Annotated in this window: 16 protein-coding genes; 5 read left to right on the top strand and 11 right to left on the bottom strand. The window is 66.7% G+C overall.

The features are described 5' to 3' along the window. Positions 1–8: 8 nt before the first annotated feature. The 3 genes from TabM4_RS15010 to TabM4_RS15000 are packed head-to-tail and all read right to left on the bottom strand — an operon-like array spanning position 9 to position 2714. Positions 9–1352 (bottom strand): TRAP transporter large permease, encoded by a 1344-nt coding sequence (locus tag TabM4_RS15010; RefSeq protein ID WP_434614010.1) that lies wholly within the window; start codon positions 1350–1352, stop codon positions 9–11. Then, the gene (locus TabM4_RS15005) at positions 1352–1915 is read right to left on the bottom strand and encodes a TRAP transporter small permease subunit (protein WP_434614007.1); all 564 of its coding nucleotides are present in this window, start codon (positions 1913–1915) and stop codon (positions 1352–1354) included. The genes TabM4_RS15010 and TabM4_RS15005 overlap by 1 nt, the downstream gene beginning before the upstream one ends. A 7-nt stretch (positions 1916–1922) precedes the next feature. Next, positions 1923–2714 (bottom strand): N-formylglutamate amidohydrolase, encoded by a 792-nt coding sequence (locus tag TabM4_RS15000; protein WP_434614004.1) that lies wholly within the window; start codon positions 2712–2714, stop codon positions 1923–1925. Between the two features lie 158 nt (positions 2715–2872). Between TabM4_RS15000 and TabM4_RS14995 the strand changes: the two genes are divergently transcribed. Continuing rightward, positions 2873–3742 carry a MurR/RpiR family transcriptional regulator gene (locus tag TabM4_RS14995; RefSeq protein WP_434614001.1) on the top strand — a complete coding sequence of 290 codons (870 nt, stop codon included), beginning with the start codon at positions 2873–2875 and terminating at the stop codon, positions 3740–3742. A 179-nt stretch (positions 3743–3921) separates the two neighbouring features. On the opposite strand, the gene TabM4_RS14990 is transcribed toward TabM4_RS14995, so the two are convergent. Next, positions 3922–4794 (bottom strand): DMT family transporter, encoded by an 873-nt coding sequence (locus tag TabM4_RS14990; RefSeq protein WP_434613998.1) that lies wholly within the window; start codon positions 4792–4794, stop codon positions 3922–3924. Positions 4795–5016: 222 nt separating this feature from the next. On the opposite strand from TabM4_RS14990, the gene TabM4_RS14985 reads away from it, so the two are divergent. Continuing rightward, positions 5017–5226: a hypothetical protein gene (locus TabM4_RS14985; protein ID WP_434613995.1), complete on the top strand. Its 210-nt coding sequence runs from the start codon at positions 5017–5019 to the stop codon at positions 5224–5226. An 8-nt stretch (positions 5227–5234) separates the two neighbouring features. On the opposite strand, the gene TabM4_RS14980 is transcribed toward TabM4_RS14985, so the two are convergent. Genes TabM4_RS14980 through TabM4_RS14955 form a run of 6 tightly spaced genes read right to left on the bottom strand, consistent with a single transcriptional unit; the run spans position 5235 to position 11854 of the window. Further along, on the bottom strand, positions 5235–6167 hold the full coding sequence (locus tag TabM4_RS14980) for a 2-hydroxyacid dehydrogenase (RefSeq protein ID WP_434613993.1): 933 nt from the start codon (positions 6165–6167) through the stop codon (positions 5235–5237). A gap of 3 nt (positions 6168–6170) precedes the next feature. Next, a complete protein-coding gene (gene rodA / locus TabM4_RS14975) occupies positions 6171–7310 on the bottom strand; it encodes a rod shape-determining protein RodA (RefSeq protein ID WP_434613990.1) in 1140 nt (379 codons plus the stop codon). 14 nt (positions 7311–7324) lie between these two features. Continuing rightward, positions 7325–9268 (bottom strand): penicillin-binding protein 2, encoded by a 1944-nt coding sequence (gene mrdA, locus TabM4_RS14970; RefSeq protein ID WP_434613987.1) that lies wholly within the window; start codon positions 9266–9268, stop codon positions 7325–7327. A gap of 4 nt (positions 9269–9272) precedes the next feature. Next, positions 9273–9812, bottom strand: coding sequence for a rod shape-determining protein MreD (locus TabM4_RS14965; protein ID WP_434613984.1), 540 nt, complete (start codon positions 9810–9812; stop codon positions 9273–9275). Further along, a complete protein-coding gene (gene mreC, locus TabM4_RS14960) occupies positions 9805–10785 on the bottom strand; it encodes a rod shape-determining protein MreC (RefSeq protein ID WP_434613981.1) in 981 nt (326 codons plus the stop codon). The genes TabM4_RS14965 and mreC overlap by 8 nt, the downstream gene beginning before the upstream one ends. A 31-nt stretch (positions 10786–10816) precedes the next feature. Next, positions 10817–11854 carry a rod shape-determining protein gene (locus tag TabM4_RS14955; RefSeq protein ID WP_023664066.1) on the bottom strand — a complete coding sequence of 346 codons (1038 nt, stop codon included), beginning with the start codon at positions 11852–11854 and terminating at the stop codon, positions 10817–10819. Positions 11855–12283: 429 nt separating this feature from the next. Between TabM4_RS14955 and TabM4_RS14950 the strand changes: the two genes are divergently transcribed. Continuing rightward, a complete protein-coding gene (locus TabM4_RS14950) occupies positions 12284–13027 on the top strand; it encodes a PGN_0703 family putative restriction endonuclease (RefSeq protein WP_434613978.1) in 744 nt (247 codons plus the stop codon). A 77-nt stretch (positions 13028–13104) separates the two neighbouring features. Here the strand turns inward: TabM4_RS14950 and TabM4_RS14945 are convergent, their stop codons facing one another. Next, positions 13105–14679 carry a 2-isopropylmalate synthase gene (locus TabM4_RS14945; RefSeq protein ID WP_434613975.1) on the bottom strand — a complete coding sequence of 525 codons (1575 nt, stop codon included), beginning with the start codon at positions 14677–14679 and terminating at the stop codon, positions 13105–13107. A gap of 266 nt (positions 14680–14945) precedes the next feature. On the opposite strand from TabM4_RS14945, the gene TabM4_RS14940 reads away from it, so the two are divergent. Together TabM4_RS14940 and TabM4_RS14935 are read left to right on the top strand one after the other, a co-directional pair. Further along, positions 14946–15608 carry an SDR family NAD(P)-dependent oxidoreductase gene (locus tag TabM4_RS14940; RefSeq protein ID WP_434613973.1) on the top strand — a complete coding sequence of 221 codons (663 nt, stop codon included), beginning with the start codon at positions 14946–14948 and terminating at the stop codon, positions 15606–15608. Positions 15609–15699: 91 nt separating this feature from the next. Further along, on the top strand, positions 15700–17223 hold the full coding sequence (locus TabM4_RS14935) for a cryptochrome/photolyase family protein (protein WP_434622103.1): 1524 nt from the start codon (positions 15700–15702) through the stop codon (positions 17221–17223). The last annotated feature ends 95 nt before the right edge of the window (positions 17224–17318 follow it).

The raw sequence follows: 17318 nt of genomic DNA, 5'->3' as shown, positions 1-17318 counted from the left end.
TCGGTGGTTCAGTTCGGATAGATCAGGTTTGGCAGCCACAAGGCGATGCCCGGGAAGGCCATGATGAGGCCGAGGGCAAGCACCATCACCAGCACGAAGGGCACGACGGAGCGGTAGATGTCGCCCATCGTGATTTCCGGGGGCGCGAAGGCCCGCATGAGGAACAGGTTATAGCCGAAGGGGGGCGTCAGATAGGCGATCTGGCAGGTGATGGTGTAGAGGACACCGTACCAGATCAGCACGTCTTCGGGCGGGATGCCAAGGTCGAGCGTGGCGACCAGCGGCACGTAGAGCGGGGCCACGATCACGAGCATCGCCGTGTCGTCGAGGAACATCCCCATCAGCAGGAAGCTGACCTGCATCAGGATGAGGATGGTCCACGGCCCGAAGCCCAGCTTTTCGACGAACAGGCTTTCGATGGCCTTCACCGCGCCGAGCCCATCGAACACCGCGCCGAAGGAGAGCGCGGCGAGGATCACCCACATGAACATGCAGGAAATGAAGAGCGTGTTGCGGGTGGCCACCTCGAAGACGGTGGCGTTGAAGCGGCCCTTGATGACGGCGGCCGCCACGGTGGCGGCGACGCCGATGACCGAGCTTTCGACGAGCGAGGTCCAGCCATAGATGAAGGGGAACATCATCGCGAAGAAGATGATGAAGGGAAGGGCGCCCGCGCGCAGGGCGTGGAGCTTGTCGGCGCGGGTGATGGTGGCGCGTTCCTCCGCGCTCATCGCGGGGCCGAGTTCGGGTTGCAGGCGGCAGCGGATCGCCACGTAGGCGATGAAGAGCGCGGCCATCATCAGGCCGGGGATGACGCCCGCCAGCCAGAGTTCGGACACCGGCGCACGGGCGATCATGGCGTAAAGCACCAGCACGACCGATGGCGGGATCAGGATGCCAAGAGAGGAGCCCGCCTGAATGACACCCGTGACCATTTCCTTCTGATAGCCACGGCGCAGGAGTTCCGGCAGGGCGATGGTGGACCCGATGGCCATGCCGGCCACGGAAAGCCCGTTCATGGCCGAGATGAGGACCATCAGCAGGATCGTCCCGATGGCAAGGCCACCCGGAACCGGGCCGAACCAGACATGGAACATGCGATAGAGGTCATCGGCCAGACGGCTTTCCGACATGATGTAGCCCATGAAGACGAACATGGGCAGCGACAGGAGCGGATACCATTTCATCAGCTTCATCGAGGCCGAGAAGCCCATATTGTGCCCGCCCGTCCCCCAGAGGGAGATGGCCGCCACCACGGCGACGAAACCGATGATGCCGAAGACCCGCTGCCCCGTCATCATCATGAGGAGCATGGTCGAGAACATCAGCGCGGCGATCATTTCATAGGGCATCAGATCGTCTCTCCGCGGATGGTGGCGATATCCTTCGCCAATGCCGAGAGCGCCTGTAGCAACATGAGGATGAACCCGGTGAGCATCACGAGTTTGATGGGCCAGAGATAGGGACGCCACGCCGTCGGGCTACGTTCCAGACGGCCGATCTGCGGCCATGACCAGCCGAGGAAGGAGGTGTCGGGGTCGGTCCAGCGGATGCCCAGCGAATAGCCGAAGCTTTCGGCGGCCCCCCAGATCATCACGCCCAGATAGAAGATGAGGGCGAAGACGGTGAAGCCGTCCCACCATGCGCGGCGGACGGGGGTCTGCTTGGCATAGAAGAGGTCCATGCGCACATGCGCCTCGTTCTGCATCGCGTAGGGGCCGCCGAGGATGTAATAGGCGACCATCACGAATTGCGCCATTTCCAGCGTCCAGAGCGAGGGCGTGAAGAAGGCCTTCGATATGGAGGACCACATCAGGACCGCCATGAGGACGAAGAGCAGATACATCGCAAAGCGCCCGACGCCGTAGTTCAGGCGGTCGACCAATCTGACGAAACCGATCACGAAGCGGGGCATGGGCGGATCACACGGGTTCGGGGGTAAGGGCGGCCATGGCGGCGGCGAGGACGGGGGCGAGTGTGGCGGCCATCCGCGCCTCGGCCTCGGGCGTGGCGATCAGGTCGTTGCGGAGTTCCAGCATGGCATTGGGCAGGCCATAGGGGGTGGCGTGCAGGCGCAAGGTGTGGGTCACGTCATCCTTGGCGGAATAGGGTTCGTTCAGTTCCGCGCGGAGGGGGGTGCGGGCCAGCGCCTCGGCAAGGATGGCGCGGGGGAGGGCCTCGTCGGCATCGTGGATGACGCCGAATTCCACCGCGCGCGGCTTGCCGAAATAGACCGGGGTGAAGCTGTGGATGGTGATCAGCGCCGGGTGCAGGCCGCGGGCGATGCGGTCCATAAGGACGGCGTGGAGGCCGTCATGGAAGGGGACGTAGATGGCGGCGGTGCGGGCGGCGCGTTCTTCGGGCGTGATGGTGGCATTGCCGGGGATGTCATGGATTTCCGACCGGGCGGGCATGGCGCCGCCCATGTCGGGCGCGCGGTTGCAGTCATAGACGAGGCGCGACACCGGGGCATGGACGAGGACGGCATCGAGGTGCCGCGCAAGGCCGCGGGCAAGGCCAAGGGCGCCCGGATCCCATGCGATATGGGCGCGGCGCTGGTCGGGCGTGAGACCGAGGTCGCCCCAGCGCGGCGGGATATGGTTTGAGGCATGTTCGCAGACGATCACGGCCCGCCCCCGGGCCGAAGCGTTTTCGACCACGGGCGGAAAGGCCGCCGCTTCCTTGTTGCCGCCCGCGATCATGGCGCGAGTCATCTCCCTGTTTTATGGAAGGCTGGTCTGTCACGCGGCATTCTGTCAAGAATTTTCCGGAGTTGAAATTTCTGTTACAAAGTTTTCTGTTTCGGAATGCGCGGGAATTCGGCAAGCTTGCCGGGGGCTGGCTGACGGGGTCGTGCGGAAGGGGTTTGGGTATGGATGCCACTGCCACGATCGAGGACCGGATGCGCGCCGCGATGGGCGACCTGACGCGGGCCGAGCGGCAATTGGCCAGCCATATCCTGACGCATTACCCGGTGGCGGCGCTGGGGTCGATCACGGAACTGGCGCGGGCTTCGGGCGTGTCGAACCCGACGGTGGTGCGGCTGTGCCAGAAGCTGGGGTTCAAGGGATATCCGGATTACCAGCAGGCGCTGCGGGGCGAGGTGGAGGCGATGCTGGTGTCGCCGCTTGCCAAGCATGACCGCTGGGCGGGCGGGGTGCCGGATACCCATATCCTGAATCGTTTCGCCGATGCGGTGGTGGCGAATCTGCAGGCGACGCTGGGGCAGATCGACCATGCGGAATTCGACGCGGCGGCGGCGCTGCTGGCCGATCCGGGGCGGCGGGTCTTTGCGATGGGGGGGCGGATCACCCATGCGATGGCGGAGTATTTCGTCACGCTGATGAAGAATGTCCGGCCCAATGTGACGCTGCTTTCGGGCATGTCGAACACATGGCCGCCCGCGCTGCTGGACATGGCGGCGGGGGATGTGCTGGTGGTCTTCGACATCCGCCGATACGAGAATTCGGTGCTGCAACTGACCGAACTGGCGGTGGAGCAGGGGGCGGAGGTGGTGCTGGTGACCGACCGCTGGCTGTCGCCCGCCGCCGCCCATGCGCGGCATGTGCTGGCCTGCCATATCGAGGCGCCGAGCGCTTGGGATTCGACGGTGTCGCTGCTGGTTCTGGTGGAGACGCTGCTGGCCTCGGTGCAGGACCGGACATGGGAGGCGACGGAGGGGCGGCTGAAGCGGCTGGAAGAGCTATACGCCCGGTCGCGGTTCTTTCGGCGGCATCGCTAGGGTTGGACGGGGCCAGTTGCGCGCCCGGTCTGATGGGCTTTGGCGCGGCGGCGGCGGGGGACTTTGTATCCCGGATGATGCTTCGTCGGGCTGCGGCGGTGTTGGCGGGCTGGTGCGGTTCTGCCCTCCCTTTCTGCATGGGGAACGGCGTCTCTTGATCGGGAGAGGATCAGGGGGTGTCAGGTCGCGGTGGCGCGGCGGGCGCCGGTGATGCCGTTCATGGTGACCGCGACGAGCAGGATCGCCCCGCCGAGGAAGGTGGCGGGGCTGGCGGTTTCGTTCAGGAAGAGCCAGACCCAGAGGGGGGCGAGCATCACCTCGATATTCGACAGGAGCGCGGATTCGGCGGCGGGGACGACGCGGCTGCCCAGTTCGTAGAGCACCATCCCGCCCGAGAGGGTGACGCCCCCCATTGCCATGGCCCAGAGCGCGTCAGGGGTGGGGACGGCGAGGGTCTGGCCCATCCGGGTGGCGATGACGGCTCCGGCGATCAGGGAAAAGAGGCCGCCGAGGAGGACCGAGGGCAGGCTGTCGGCCACCTTGCCCCAGCGCAGGGTGACGGTGAAGACGGCGAAGCCGAGGGCGGAGAGGAGGGCCGCGACATTGCCCGCCATGGCCCCGGCGGAGAGGTCGCTGCGGACCATGACGAAGATGCCGGTAAGGGCGACGGCCATGGCCGCCCATGTCTCGGCCCGGACGCGTTCGCCCAGCGCGATCCAGCCGATGAGGGCGGTGAGGAAGGGGGAGGCCGCGAAGAGGAAGACGGCATTGGCGATGGTGGTGGACTGGATGGAATAGATGGCACCCGCGAAGGCGCCGACGAGGCCGAGGCCACCGAGCGCCCCGGCAAGGCCCACGGCGCGGATGGCGGGGAGGGGATTGCCGCCCGCGCGCCAGACGAGGAAGGCAAGGAGGACGGGGATCATGCCGACGGATCGCCAGAAGAGCGTGGCCCAGGTGCCCGCATCATGGATCTGGCGGAAGATCAGGCCTTGGGTGGACCAGAGGATCCCCGCGACGACGACCAGCACCATTCCCGTTCCGTAGCGCATCGCTGCCCCCTGTCCTTGCGACGAGAAGGGCACGGGGCGGGGCGGGGCGTCTGTTCCGATACCGACCTGCCGCGCCGGGATCGGGATGACCCCCTTCCCCGAAGGAGGGGGAGGGCGCCGACAGGCGACCGGGGGTGGGGGTGGCGGCGTGGGATTTTGGGGTATTTGGGCCGAGACGAAGGGACCGGCTGTGCCTGCAGGGATGTGGGAAGGCGGGGATGGTTGGCGGTGCTGCGGTGGGTGGTGGAGGTGGAAGGGGTGTTTGCGAGGACTGGTGCGGGCGACACCGCGCGGGTCGGGCAGGTGGGTTTCAACCTGCCGTGGGGGCGGTTTGGAGAATTGGGTATCCGGGCCGAGACGAAGGGGCGCCGGTCACATGTGGAACCGGCGCGGAGGTCCCGCGCCGTCCTGCCGGATGGATCGGGCAGGTGAGTGGGCCGTCAGTAGCCGCGGGTGCGATCGACGCGGTTGAGGAGGGGGATCCCTGCCTCGCCGCGGCGGATGTTTTCGGCGATCACGCGGGAGGCCGACGGGGCGCGAGTGTCGGCGGCGATGTGGGGGGTGACCGTCACGCGGGGGTGGGACCAGTAGGGATGGTCCTGCGGCAGGGGTTCGGTGCGGAAGACGTCCAGCGTGGCATGGCCGATCTGGCCGCTGTCGAGGGCGGCGAGGAGGGCATCGTCGTCGATCAGCGCGCCGCGGCCGGGGTTCAGGATGACAGCGCCCCGGGGCAGGAGCGCAAGGGTGCGGGCGTTCAGGGTGTTTTCTGTCTCTGGCGTCTTGGGCAGGAGGGTGACCACGATCTGCGCGGTGGAGAGGGCCTTGGCCAGACCGTCCTCGCCATGGAGGCAGGGGATGTCGCCCGTCTGTTTCGGGGTCCGGCTCCAGCCGGTGACGGGGAAGTTGAGGGCTGCCAGCGCGCGGGCGCAGGCGGTGCCGAGTTCGCCCATGCCGAGCATGGTCACCGGGCGTTCGCGGGCGAGGGGGGGGCAGGTGGGATCCCAGAGGCGGCCCGGATTGACGATGTGGCGATCCATGCCGAGATGGTGGCGCAGGGCGTGGCCCACCACCCATTCGACCATGCCTTCCGTGAGGGCGGGATCAACCATGCGGCAGAGGGGCTGGGTCAGGGTCGGGTTGCCGACGATCCGTTCCACCCCGGCCCAGAGCGACAGGACCGCCTTGCAGCGCGTGAAGGGGGAGAAGTCCTGCAGGGGGGAGGTGGGCGCGTAGATGATGTAATCCACCCTGTCCGGCGCGGCTTCGCGGGTGAGGGTGGCGGAGAGGCCCGCCTGCGCGATGGCGTCGCGGAGGGGGGCGGCATATTCGGCCCAGTTGGCGTCGGAGGCGGCGAAGAGGAGTGTGAGGGTCATCTGCTAGCGGGGCCTGTGGATATGGGCGCTCTGGATCAGGCCGAAGGCCACGAGCAGGACGAGCATGACCGATCCGCCATAGGAGAGGAAGGGCAACGGCACGCCGACGACCGGGGCCATGCCCATGACCATCGACAGGTTCACAGCGAGGTAGAAGAAGAAGTTCGCGGCCAGTCCGATGATGAGGAGCTGGCTGAAGCGGTCCTTGTTCTGAATGGCGGAGGTGAAGCAGAAGAAGAGGATGAGCCCGTAGAGGATGAGGAGGGAGGCGGCGCCGACGAAGCCGAATTCCTCGCCCAGCGTGGTGAAGATGAAGTCGGTATGCTTTTCCGGCAGGAAGTTCAGGCGGGACTGGGTGCCCTGCATGAAGCCCTTGCCGCCCCAGCCGCCAGACCCCAGCGCGATCTTGGCCTGCATGATGTTGTAGCCCGCGCCGAGCGGATCGGCGGAGGGGTCGAGGAAGGTGTCGATGCGGCGATACTGGTAGTCGTGCAGGAATTGCCATGGCGTGCCGCGCGTGGTGAAGACTGCGACCACGGCCCCCACGACCAGCGCGCCGACGGCGGCGAAGTACCAGATGCTGACGCCTGCCGCGAACATCACCGCCGCGCCTCCCATCAACAGCATGAGCGAGGTGCCGAGGTTGGGCTGGATCACCACGAGGAAGGTGGGGATGATGATCATCAGGGCGGGGATCAGCACCCAGACGGGCCGCGAGACCTTCTTGATGTCGAGCCAGTCGTAATAGGCGGCGAGCATCATCACCATCGTGACCTTGGTGAGTTCCGAGGGTTGCAGGCGCAGGGGGCCTATATCCAGCCAGCGCTGCGCGCCCATGCCGACGACGCCGAAGAATTCCACGGCCAGCAGCAGAAGGATCGACACGCCGAAGGCCAGCCCCGCCATGTTGCGCCAGAACCAGATCGGCACGAAGGCCACGCCGAACATCAGCACCATTCCGGCGGCGAAGCGCTTCATCTGCGGTTCGGCCCATGTCTCGATGTTGCCGCCCGCGATGGAGTAGAGGATGAGGAAGCCCACGGCGGAGACGGCGCTGACCAGAACGACGAGCGGCCAGTTGAGGTAGAGCACCTTGCGAAGCCCGCCGGGGACCGTCTTGACGCGGTATTCTAGGAAGCTCATGCCAAGCCCCCCGGTCAGGCGCGCGAGGGGCCGGAGGGCCCTGTCTCGCGCAGCTTTTCGCGGAGCGCGTTCAGGTCCGTCTCGATCCGGCCGCGCTGGTTAGCGGGATAGGCGGTGAGGGGCGGGATGTCGCCATGGAGCGCGCGCAGTATGGCGTCGCGGGCGATGGGGGCCGCCGCGGCGGAGCCGCCGCCGCCATGTTCCACGACGACGGTTACGGCATAGCGCGGGTTTTCATAGGGGGCATAGCCCACGAAGAGTGCGTGGTCGCGGCGGTTCCACGGCAATTGGTCGTTCGAGATGACGCCGCGCGCGCGTTCGGCGGCGGTGATGTTGCGGACCTGGCTGGTGCCCGTCTTGCCGGCGAAGGTCATGGTTTCGTCGGCGATGCGGGAACTGAAGGCGGTGCCACGCTGGGCGTTCATCACCTCGTACATGCCTTCGCGGATCTTGCGCAGGCCATCGGGATCGAGGCCCAGCGACTCGGCCTGCGGGACCTCGACCGGCTGGCCCGCGATGGCGCGGACGATGCGCGGGGATATGGCGCGGCCTGTGGCGATGCGTGCGGTCATCACGGTGAGTTGCAGGGGCGAGGCCAGCACGTAGCCCTGCCCGATGGAGGCGTTGATCGTGTCGCCGATGCGCCAGTCCTGCCCCCAGCGTTCCTGTTTCCACGCGCGGTTGGGCATGATGCCTTCGGTGATGGCGGACATGGGAAGGTCGTGGCGGATGCCGAGGCCCAGCCGTTTGCCCATCTCGGCGATCTTGTCGATGCCGACCTTCTGCGCGATCTCGTAGTAATAGACGTCGCAGCTTTCGGCCAGCGAGCGGGCGAGGTCCACCCGCCCGTGGCCGCCGCGTTTCCAGCAATGGAAGCGGCGGTCGCCGAATTCCAGATAGCCGGGGCAGTTGTAACTGCTGTCGGCGGTGATGATGCCTTCCTCGAGCGCGGCAAGCGCGGTGACCATCTTGAAGGTGGAGCCGGGCGGATAGGCGCCCTGCACCGTCTTGTTCGCCAGCGGGCGGTGGTCATCCTCCATCAGGGCGGAATAGTCGGTCTGGCTGATGCCGCGCACGAAGAGGTTCGGGTCGAAGCCGGGAGAGGAGGCGCAGGCGATGATGTCGCCGTTTTCCACATCCATCACGATGCAGGCGGCGCTTTCCTCGCCCAGTCGGGCCTGCACGAAGTTCTGCACTTGGGCATCCAGCGTGAGCTGGACATCCTGCCCCGGCGTGCCGTCGGTGCGTTCCAGTTCGCGCATGACGCGGCCCACGTGGTTGACCTCGATCCGCTTGTTGCCGGCGCTGCCGCGCAGGGTTTCCTCCATCCAGCGTTCGACGCCGATCTTGCCGATCTGGAATTCGGGCAGGCGCAGCACGGGGTCGGGGTTCGGGCGTTCCTCGAGGTCGCGTTCGCTGACGGGGCCGACATAGCCGAGGACGTGGGAGAAATCCTCGATCAGCGGGTAGTGGCGCGAGAGGCCCACCTCGGGCGTGACGCCGGGCAGGGAGGGGGCGTTCATGGCGACCTTGGAGAAATCCTCCCAGTCCAGCCGGTCGGCGACGATGATGGGAACGAAGGCGGAGTTGCGGTCGAGGTCGCGCCGGATGCGTTCGATGTCTTCGGGGGTGAGGGGGATGAGCTTGGTGAGCCTTGCCAGCACGAGGTCGACATCGCCCGCATCCTCGCGGGTGAGGGTGACGCGGTAGTTCTGTTCGTTGCCCGCGATCAGGACGCCGTTGCGATCGAAGAGCTTGCCGCGTTCGGGCGGGATGAGGCGGATGGCGATGCGGTTCTCTTCCGCGAGAAGGCGGAATTCATCGGCCTGTTCCACGGAGAGGTAACGCATCCGCACGCCGAGGACGGCGAACATGGCCCCCATCGCGCCGCCCATGAACAGGGCGCGGCGGGTGATGCGGCGGGCGCTTTCCTCGGTGTCGCGGGCGGTTCTTCTCATGCCGTCAGAGCCTTTGTCCGTAGGCGTCCACCTCGCCCGTCGCGGGTTTGCGCAGGTCGAAGGCAAGGCGCGAGGCGGCCACCACGATGGGATAACACAGCACCGACCAGAGAGTCTGCAAGAGGGCGAAGCCGAAACCTGGCTGCGGCAGGAAGGAGACGGCGAAAGCCAGCCGATAGGCGATGAGGAGGGCGACCATGACGCCCGCGACAAGCAGCCATTCCGTGACGAAGGCCAGTTCGCGGGTCAGCGCGGCGCGGGAGCGGATGAATTCGGTCGCCAGAAGGACGAGCGCCGTCCAGAGGCCCGGCGGGCGCATGAGCAGCAAATCTTCCAGCAGCACCACGGTTGCGATCAGCAGGGCGGGCAGGAAATCGGGGCGGCGGACGACCCAAGCGAAGATGAGGCAGAGCAGGAGATCCGGCCCCGGCCAATCCCCGGCGAGGGAGCCGAGGGGCAGGAGTTTCAGGAAGAGCAGGGCCGCCGCAAGGCCAACGAAGATGGCGCGGTAGAACCAGACGGAGGAGCGGATGCCGTCAACCATCGGTCCCCTCCACGCCGGGGGAGCCTTCGGTCACGTCGGCGGTGCCGCCCGCGGCGGAGGGATCGGCGGCGGCGGCCTCGCCCGTGTCGGCCTCGGGGTCCAGCGTGCCGGGGGGCGGGGCGATCAGCGCGCCGGGATCGGTGATGGGGATCAGGTCATGGCTGCGCAGGACGCGCAGGAATTCGAGGCGTTCGTAATCGGCCGACAGCACGACGCGCAGGCGGCGGTCGGTTCCCATGACGACCTGCCCCACGAGGAGGCCCGCGGGGAGCATGCCGCCATCGCCGGAGGTGACGACTCGGTCGCCGGGGCGGACGAGATCGGTGTTTTCGAGGAATTCCAGCGGGGGCAGGGCGGAGTTGTCGCCCGAGAGCAGGGCCTTCTGCCCGGAGGGCTGCACCGTGACCGGAACGCGGGAGTTCGAGTCGGTCAGCAGGATCACGCGCGAGGTGCGTTCGCCCACGCCCGAGACGCGGCCCACGAGGCCGATGCCGTCCATCGTGGCCCAGCCGTCGCGGATGCCGTCGCGCGCGCCCACGTTCAGGAGGACCGACTGGCGGAAAGGTGATCCGCTGTCGGCCAGCACGACGCCGGTGACATGGGTGAGTTTCGGGTCGAGCCGGACCTGATTGAGGTCGAGGAGACGCGCGTTCTTCTGTTCCAGTTGCAGCGCCGCCTCGCGCCAAGCCTTCATCTGCTGCAGTTCGCGGCGGAGTTCCTGATTCTGTTCGTAGAGGCTGGCATAGCTTTGGAATTCGTCGATCATGGCGGCGGCCTTGGTGATCGGCAGAAGCGCCCAGTCGAAGGAGGGGACGACGCGATCGACCAGCGCGGCGCGGAAACGTTCGACGCGCGGGCTGTCGATCCGCCAGAGGAGGAAGACCCCCAGAAGCAGGAGGACGAGCAGGCCGATCAGCAGCCGCCGCAGGGGGCGGGCGTAATCTTCCGGTCCTGTGCTGCGCGACTTTGCCACGGCTTACCTTTCCGCAGGCCAGACAGCGGGATCAGCTGTCGTAGTCGATCACATGCCGCAACTGCTTTTCGTATTCCAGCGCCTTGCCGGTGCCCAAGGCCACACAATTCAGTGACTCGTTGGCGACCGAGATGGAAAGGCCGGTCTGTTCGCGCAAGCTGAGGTCGAGGTCGCCCAAGAGCGCGCCGCCGCCGGTGAGCATGACGCCACGGTCGACGATGTCGGCGGCGAGGTCTGGGGGCGTCGCCTCCAGCGCCTGCATGACCGCGTCGCAGATCTGCTGCACGGGTTCGGCAAGGGCTTCGGCGACCTGCGCCTGATTGATCTCGGTCTCCTTCGGGACGCCGTTCAGCAGGTCGCGGCCCCGGATCTGCATCGACGCGCCGCGCCCGTCATCGGGCATCCGCGCGGTGCCGATGGAGGTCTTGATGCGTTCTGCCGTCGACTCCCCAATCAGGAGGTTCTGGTGACGGCGGAGGTAGGAGATGATCGCCTCGTCCATCCGGTCGCCGCCCACGCGGACGGAGCGGGCATAGACGATGTCACCCAAGCTGAGGACCGCGACTTCGGTCGTGCCGCCGCCGATGTCGACGACCATGTTGCCGGTGGGGTCGGTGATGGGCATGCCCGCGCCGATGGCCGCGGCGATGGGTTCGGCGATGAGGCCCGCGCGGCGGGCGCCTGCGGAGAGGACCGACTGGCGGATGGCGCGCTTTTCCACCGGGGTCGCGCCATGGGGGACGCAGACGATGATCTTGGGTTTGCTGAACGTCGTGCGCTTGTGCACCTTGCGGATGAAGTGCTTGATCATCTCTTCGGCGCTGTCGAAATCGGCGATGACGCCGTCACGCATGGGCCGGATCGCCTCGATCGTGCCGGGGGTGCGGCCGAGCATGAGCTTGGCATCCTCGCCCACGGCAAGCACCTGCTTCTTCCCGTCCTTGACGTGATAGGCCACCACCGAGGGCTCGTTCAGCACGATCCCCTTGCCGCGGATGTAGACGAGCGTGTTCGCCGTGCCGAGGTCGATCGCCATGTCCGACGAGAAGATGCCCGAGAGTACCGACATGCTGGGGTGATCCTACTTGAAGCGCAAAACAGGGAGCGCCCGCGACTCAGGCAGGGCCTGGGCGGGCGGTTCCATATAAAGACAGGGCGGGGGCGGGGAAAGCCCGCCGGGACTTTGGTCGCGCAAATCCGCGTGTTGGGGCGGGAATTGCGTTTTTGCTGCGTGACATGGCGGGATTCGTGGGCGTGATGCGGTGGATGTTGCCCTTTTCGGACGGGGGTCGCGCGCGACGGCGGACCGGGGGCGTTTTCTGACGCAGAAAACGCGACGGAATTTGACGCAAATTCCGGTGGCCGTGCCGTGGCATGGCCGCTTTCTGCGTCAGAAAGCGATGCGAAATCTGCGTCAGATTTCGCCTACCGGGCGGGTGGCGCTTTCCTTTGCGGCCCCCGCCGCCTATGCGGAGAGGGTGATGCGAGAGGTTCCGCGATGCCCGACTTCCTGCCCGGCCTGCCCGCCGATGCCCTGCTGGCCGCGCTGCGGCGCAGCCCGGGGAACGAGATCGACAGCGGGAAATTCGACAGCCCCGAGTCCTCATCGGCGCTGGCGGTGAATGCTTTCGGTTGGTTTCTGGAAAGGCCCGCCTTGCTGCCCCCCTTGCCGGCTGTGCCCATGGGGCGGCCCGAGACGGTGGAGATCGAGGCGGAGATGCGCTTTCCCTGGAAGGGCGGGCGGCACCCGTGGCTGGACGCGGCGGTGACGACGGCGACGACGCTGGTGGGGGTGGAGGCCAAACGCTATGAGCCGTTCCGCCCGGGGAAGGCCGCAGTCTTTTCCGAGGCCTATGAGAACCGCGACTGGGGGCCGGGGATGGCCGCCTATGACGCGCTGCGGCGGGATCTGGCGGAGGGGCGGCTGCGGTTCCGGCATCTGGATGCGGTGCAACTGGTAAAACACGCCTATGGGCTGCGGACGCAGGGGCAGAAACGGGGGCGGGGCGCGGTTCTGGTCTACTTGCACGCTGCACCTGCGGCCTGGGCCAGTGGCAAGCCGGTCGATCCGGCGGCGATCAGGGCGCATGCGGTGGAGGTGGCCGAGTTCGCGGGGCGCGTGAAGGGGGCGGATGTGACCTTCGTGCCGTTGCGCTGGGCGGATCTGCTGGCGCAATGGGCGGGGCTGCCCGCGCTGGCCGCCCATGCGGCGGCGGTCACGGCGCGGTTCGGGGCGCTGTAGGGCGGAATGACAGAACGCCCCCTGCTGCGGGAGGGGGCGCCCCGGATCGGTATCCGTTTCCTGCGTCAGATTTCGCTTCACTCGCCGTGATAGGTGACCGTCTTCACATCCTCGCCCGGTGCGGTTTTCTGGCGGCGGACGATCAGGCGGTTCAGCGCGTTCACATAGGCTTTCACGGATGCCACGATGGTATCGGTATCCGCCGACTGGCCGGTGACGATGCGGCCATCCTCTTCCAGACGAACGGACACGGTCGCCTGCGCGTCCGTGCCTTCGGTCACGGCAGCCACCTGATAGACCTGCAGCCGCGCCTTGTGCGGGAAGAGCATCTTGACGCAGTTGAAGGCCGCGTCCACCGGACCGTCGCCCGTGGCGTCGATGTGGTGATCCACCCCGTCGATGGCCAGCACCATGTCGGCCTCTTGCGGGCCATCGGTGCCGCAGACCACGCGGAGCTTCTTCAGAACCAGCGTGTCATGCGCGTCGTTGGTCTGCTCGTCCGCCACCAGCGCGAGGATGTCGTCGTCATAGACCTCCTTCTTGCGGTCGGCGAGCGCCTTGAACCGCACGAAGACGTCATTCAGCTGGTTGTCGGCCAGATCGTAGCCCAGCTCCTTCAACTTTGCCCGCAGGGCGGCGCGGCCGGAATGCTTGCCCATTGCGATGTTCTTCTGAGTCAGGCCGATGTCTTCGGGGCGCATGATCTCGAAGGTCTCGACATTCTTCAGCACGCCGTCCTGATGGATGCCGGATTCATGCAGGAAGGCGTTCTTGCCGACGATGGCCTTGTTGAACTGCACCGGGAAGCCCGAGACGGTGGAGACGCGCCGCGACAGGTGCATGATCTTCGTCGTGTCGATCCCTGTGCGATAGGGCAGGATGTCATTGCGAACCTTCATCGCCATGACGACCTCTTCCAGAGCGGTGTTGCCCGCGCGTTCGCCAAGGCCGTTGATGGTGCATTCGATCTGGCGCGCGCCTGCCTCGACCGCCGCCAGCGCGTTCGCCGTCGCCATGCCGAGGTCGTTGTGGCAATGGGTGGCGAAGGTGATCGTGTCCGCGCCCGGCACGCGGTCGAGCAGCATCTTGATGATCTTGGCGGATTCGAAGGGGTAGGTGTAGCCGACCGTGTCGGGGATGTTGATCGTCGTGGCGCCTGCCTTGATCGCAATTTCCACCACGCGGCAGAGGTAGTCGGCCTCCGTCCGCGTCGCGTCCATCGGCGACCACTGCACGTTGTCACACAGGTTGCGCGCATGGGTCACGGTGTCGTGGATGCGTTCGGCCATCTGGTCCATGTCCAGATTGGGGATCGCGCGGTGCAGGGGCGAGGTGCCGATGAAGGTGTGGATGCGCGGGGATTTGGCGTGGCGCACCGCCTCCCAGCAGCGGTCGATATCCTTGTAATTCGCACGCGCCAGACCGCAGATGGTCGAGTTCTTCGACCGTTTCGCGATTTCGGATACGGCGGCGAAGTCGCCTTCGGAGGCGATGGGGAAGCCAGCCTCGATGATGTCGACGCCCATGTCGTCGAGCAGGCCCGCGATCTCCAGTTTCTCCTCATGCGTCATGGTCGCGCCGGGGGATTGTTCCCCATCGCGCAGCGTGGTGTCGAAGATCAGGACGCGGGGTTGCGTGCTTTTATCGGTCATTGGGTCTGGTCCTTGTGCCGTCTGCTGCTTTTCCTGCGGGCGCTGATCACCTCCGAGCGGTCGCGCCCAAAGGCACGCTCAGAGGCGGCTAAGGAGAAGCAGGCCAAGGGCGGCGGGGGCGCGGAATGCACCCGAAATCGAAGCGATATGCCGGTTCCCTGTCATGGGGCGCGACGATACGCAGGAATTGCGGCGGCGCAAGGTGGAAAAACCGGGTTGAAGGCGGTTTTTCGCGCCTTAGGTCACGGGGCCGGAATGGAGGGACCATGCGCGCATTGGTGATCGGGGCATCGGGAGGGATAGGCGGGGCCGTCTGCGCCGCGCTTCGGGTGCGCGGGGCGGATGTGGTCGGCCTGTCGCGGTCGGGCGACGGGCTGGACGTGACGGAGGAGGGCTCGGTCGCGCGGGTGCTGGGGGCGGTGGAGGGGACGTTCGACCTGATCTTCATCGCGACCGGCGGGCTCGAGATCGGCCGGGTTCGGCCAGAGAAATCGGTTCGCGCGCTGGATGGAGCGGCGCTGGCGGCGCAATTCGCGCTGAACGCGATCGGGCCTGCGCTGGTGTTGAAGCATGTCTGGCGGATGATCCCGCGGGATCGGGCGGCGCGGGTGGCGGTGCTGTCGGCGCGGGTGGGATCGATCGGGGACAACCGACTGGGCGGCTGGCATGGCTATCGCGCGGCCAAGGCGGCGCTGAACCAGATCGTGCGGACCTGTTCGGTGGAACTGGCCCGCACGCACCCGCAGTCGACGCTGGTGGCGCTGCACCCCGGGACTGTGGCCACGTCCCTGACGGCGGCCTATGCGGGTGGTCATCCGACGGTCGCCCCGGAGGTCGCGGCAGCGAACCTGCTGCGCGTGCTGGATGGCGTGGGTTCGGAGCAGACGGGCGGGTTCTTCGATTGGAAGGGGGAGGCGATCCCATGGTGAGGCGATCCTGGACCATGGTCTTCGTCTCGGCCCAAATACCCAAATGCCACGCTCCGGCGGGGTGCGCCGTCTGGAGGGAGGGCGCATGAGCCTGCCGCGCCTGATCCTTGTGCTGGGGGACCAGTTGACGCCCGATGTCGCGGCGCTGCAGGCGGCGCGGCCGGGCGATGTGGTGGTGATGGCCGAGGTGATGGCGGAAGGGACCTATGTCCCGCATCACCCGCAGAAGATTGCGCTGATCCTGTCGGCGATGCGGCATTTCGCCGAAGAGCTGCGGGCGGCTGGCTGGCAGGTGGCCTATTCCCGGCTGGAGGATGACGCGAACACGCAAGGTATCGTGGGCGAGTTGATCCGCCGTGCCGCGGAGGTGGGAGCGCGCGAGGTGATCGCCACGGCACCGGGGGACTGGCGGCTGCGAGAGGCGCTTGAGGACTGCCCGGTGCCGGTGACAATGCTGCCCGATGACCGTTTCCTCTGTTCGGAAGCGGAGTTCGGGGCATGGGCCGAGGGACGCAAGCAGTTGCGGATGGAGTTCTTCTATCGCGAGATGCGGCGCAAGACCGGGTTGATGATGGAGGGGGACAAGCCTGCGGGCGGGCAGTGGAATTTCGACCATGACAACCGCAAGCCCGCGAAGGCCGATCTCTTCCGCCCGCGCCCGCCGCGTTTTGCGCCGGATGCGGTGACGGAAGAGGTGCTGGCCTTGGTCGAGGCGCGGTTTCCGTCTCATTTCGGGGCGGTCCGCCCCTTTGGCTGGGGCGTGACGCGGGGCGATGCGCTGGCGGCGCTGGATCATTTCGCGCGCCATTCCCTGCCGAGTTTCGGGGATGAGCAGGATGCGATGCTGGCAGGCGATCCGACCTTGAGCCATGCTCTGATCTCGCCCTATCTCAACCTTGGCCTGCTGTCGCCGATGGAGGTCTGCCAGCGGGTCGAGGCGGAATGGCGGGCGGGGCGGGTGCCTATCAATGCGGCGGAGGGGTTCATCCGGCAGATCATCGGCTGGCGCGAATTCGTGCGCGGCATCTGGGCGTTGGAGGGGCCGGGCTACATGGGGCGCAACGCGCTTGGCCACAAGCGCGCGCTGCCTGCGGTCTATTGGGGCGCCAAGACGCGGATGGCCTGCATGGGTCATGCGGTGGGGCAGACGCGGGACATGGCCTATGCGCACCATATCCAGCGCCTGATGGTGACGGGGAATTTCGCGCTTCTGGCAGGGGTGGACCCGGCCCATGTGCATGAGTGGTATCTGTCGGTCTATGTCGATGCCTTCGAATGGGTCGAGGCACCGAACACGATAGGGATGAGCCAGTTCGCCGATGGCGGGGTGGTGGGGTCGAAACCCTATGTCAGCTCCGGCGCCTATATCGACCGGATGTCGGATTACTGCGGCACCTGCCATTACCGGGTTAAGGAGAAGGCAGGGGAGCGGGCCTGCCCGTTCAACCTGCTTTATTGGCATTTCCTGATCCGCCACCGTGAGCGGTTCGCCAACAACCCGCGCATGGCGCAGATGTACCGGACATGGGACCGGATGGAGGAAGGGCATCGCAGCCGTGTGCTTGCCGGGGCGGAGGATTTTCTCGCAAGGCTGGAGGCTGGCGAAGCGGTGTGAACCGCTTCGATCTTTCGCAGAAAGATCGTTCTGGCGGGGGGCGCGATTTTTCTGCGAAAAATCGGGGGCATTCTGCCCCGGCCAAAGGGAGTGGC

Origin of the sequence: Tabrizicola sp. M-4 (genome assembly GCF_051132405.1) — a bacterium.
Taxonomy (GTDB): domain Bacteria; phylum Pseudomonadota; class Alphaproteobacteria; order Rhodobacterales; family Rhodobacteraceae; genus Paragemmobacter.
This window is presented reverse-complemented; position numbering and strand designations above follow the sequence as displayed.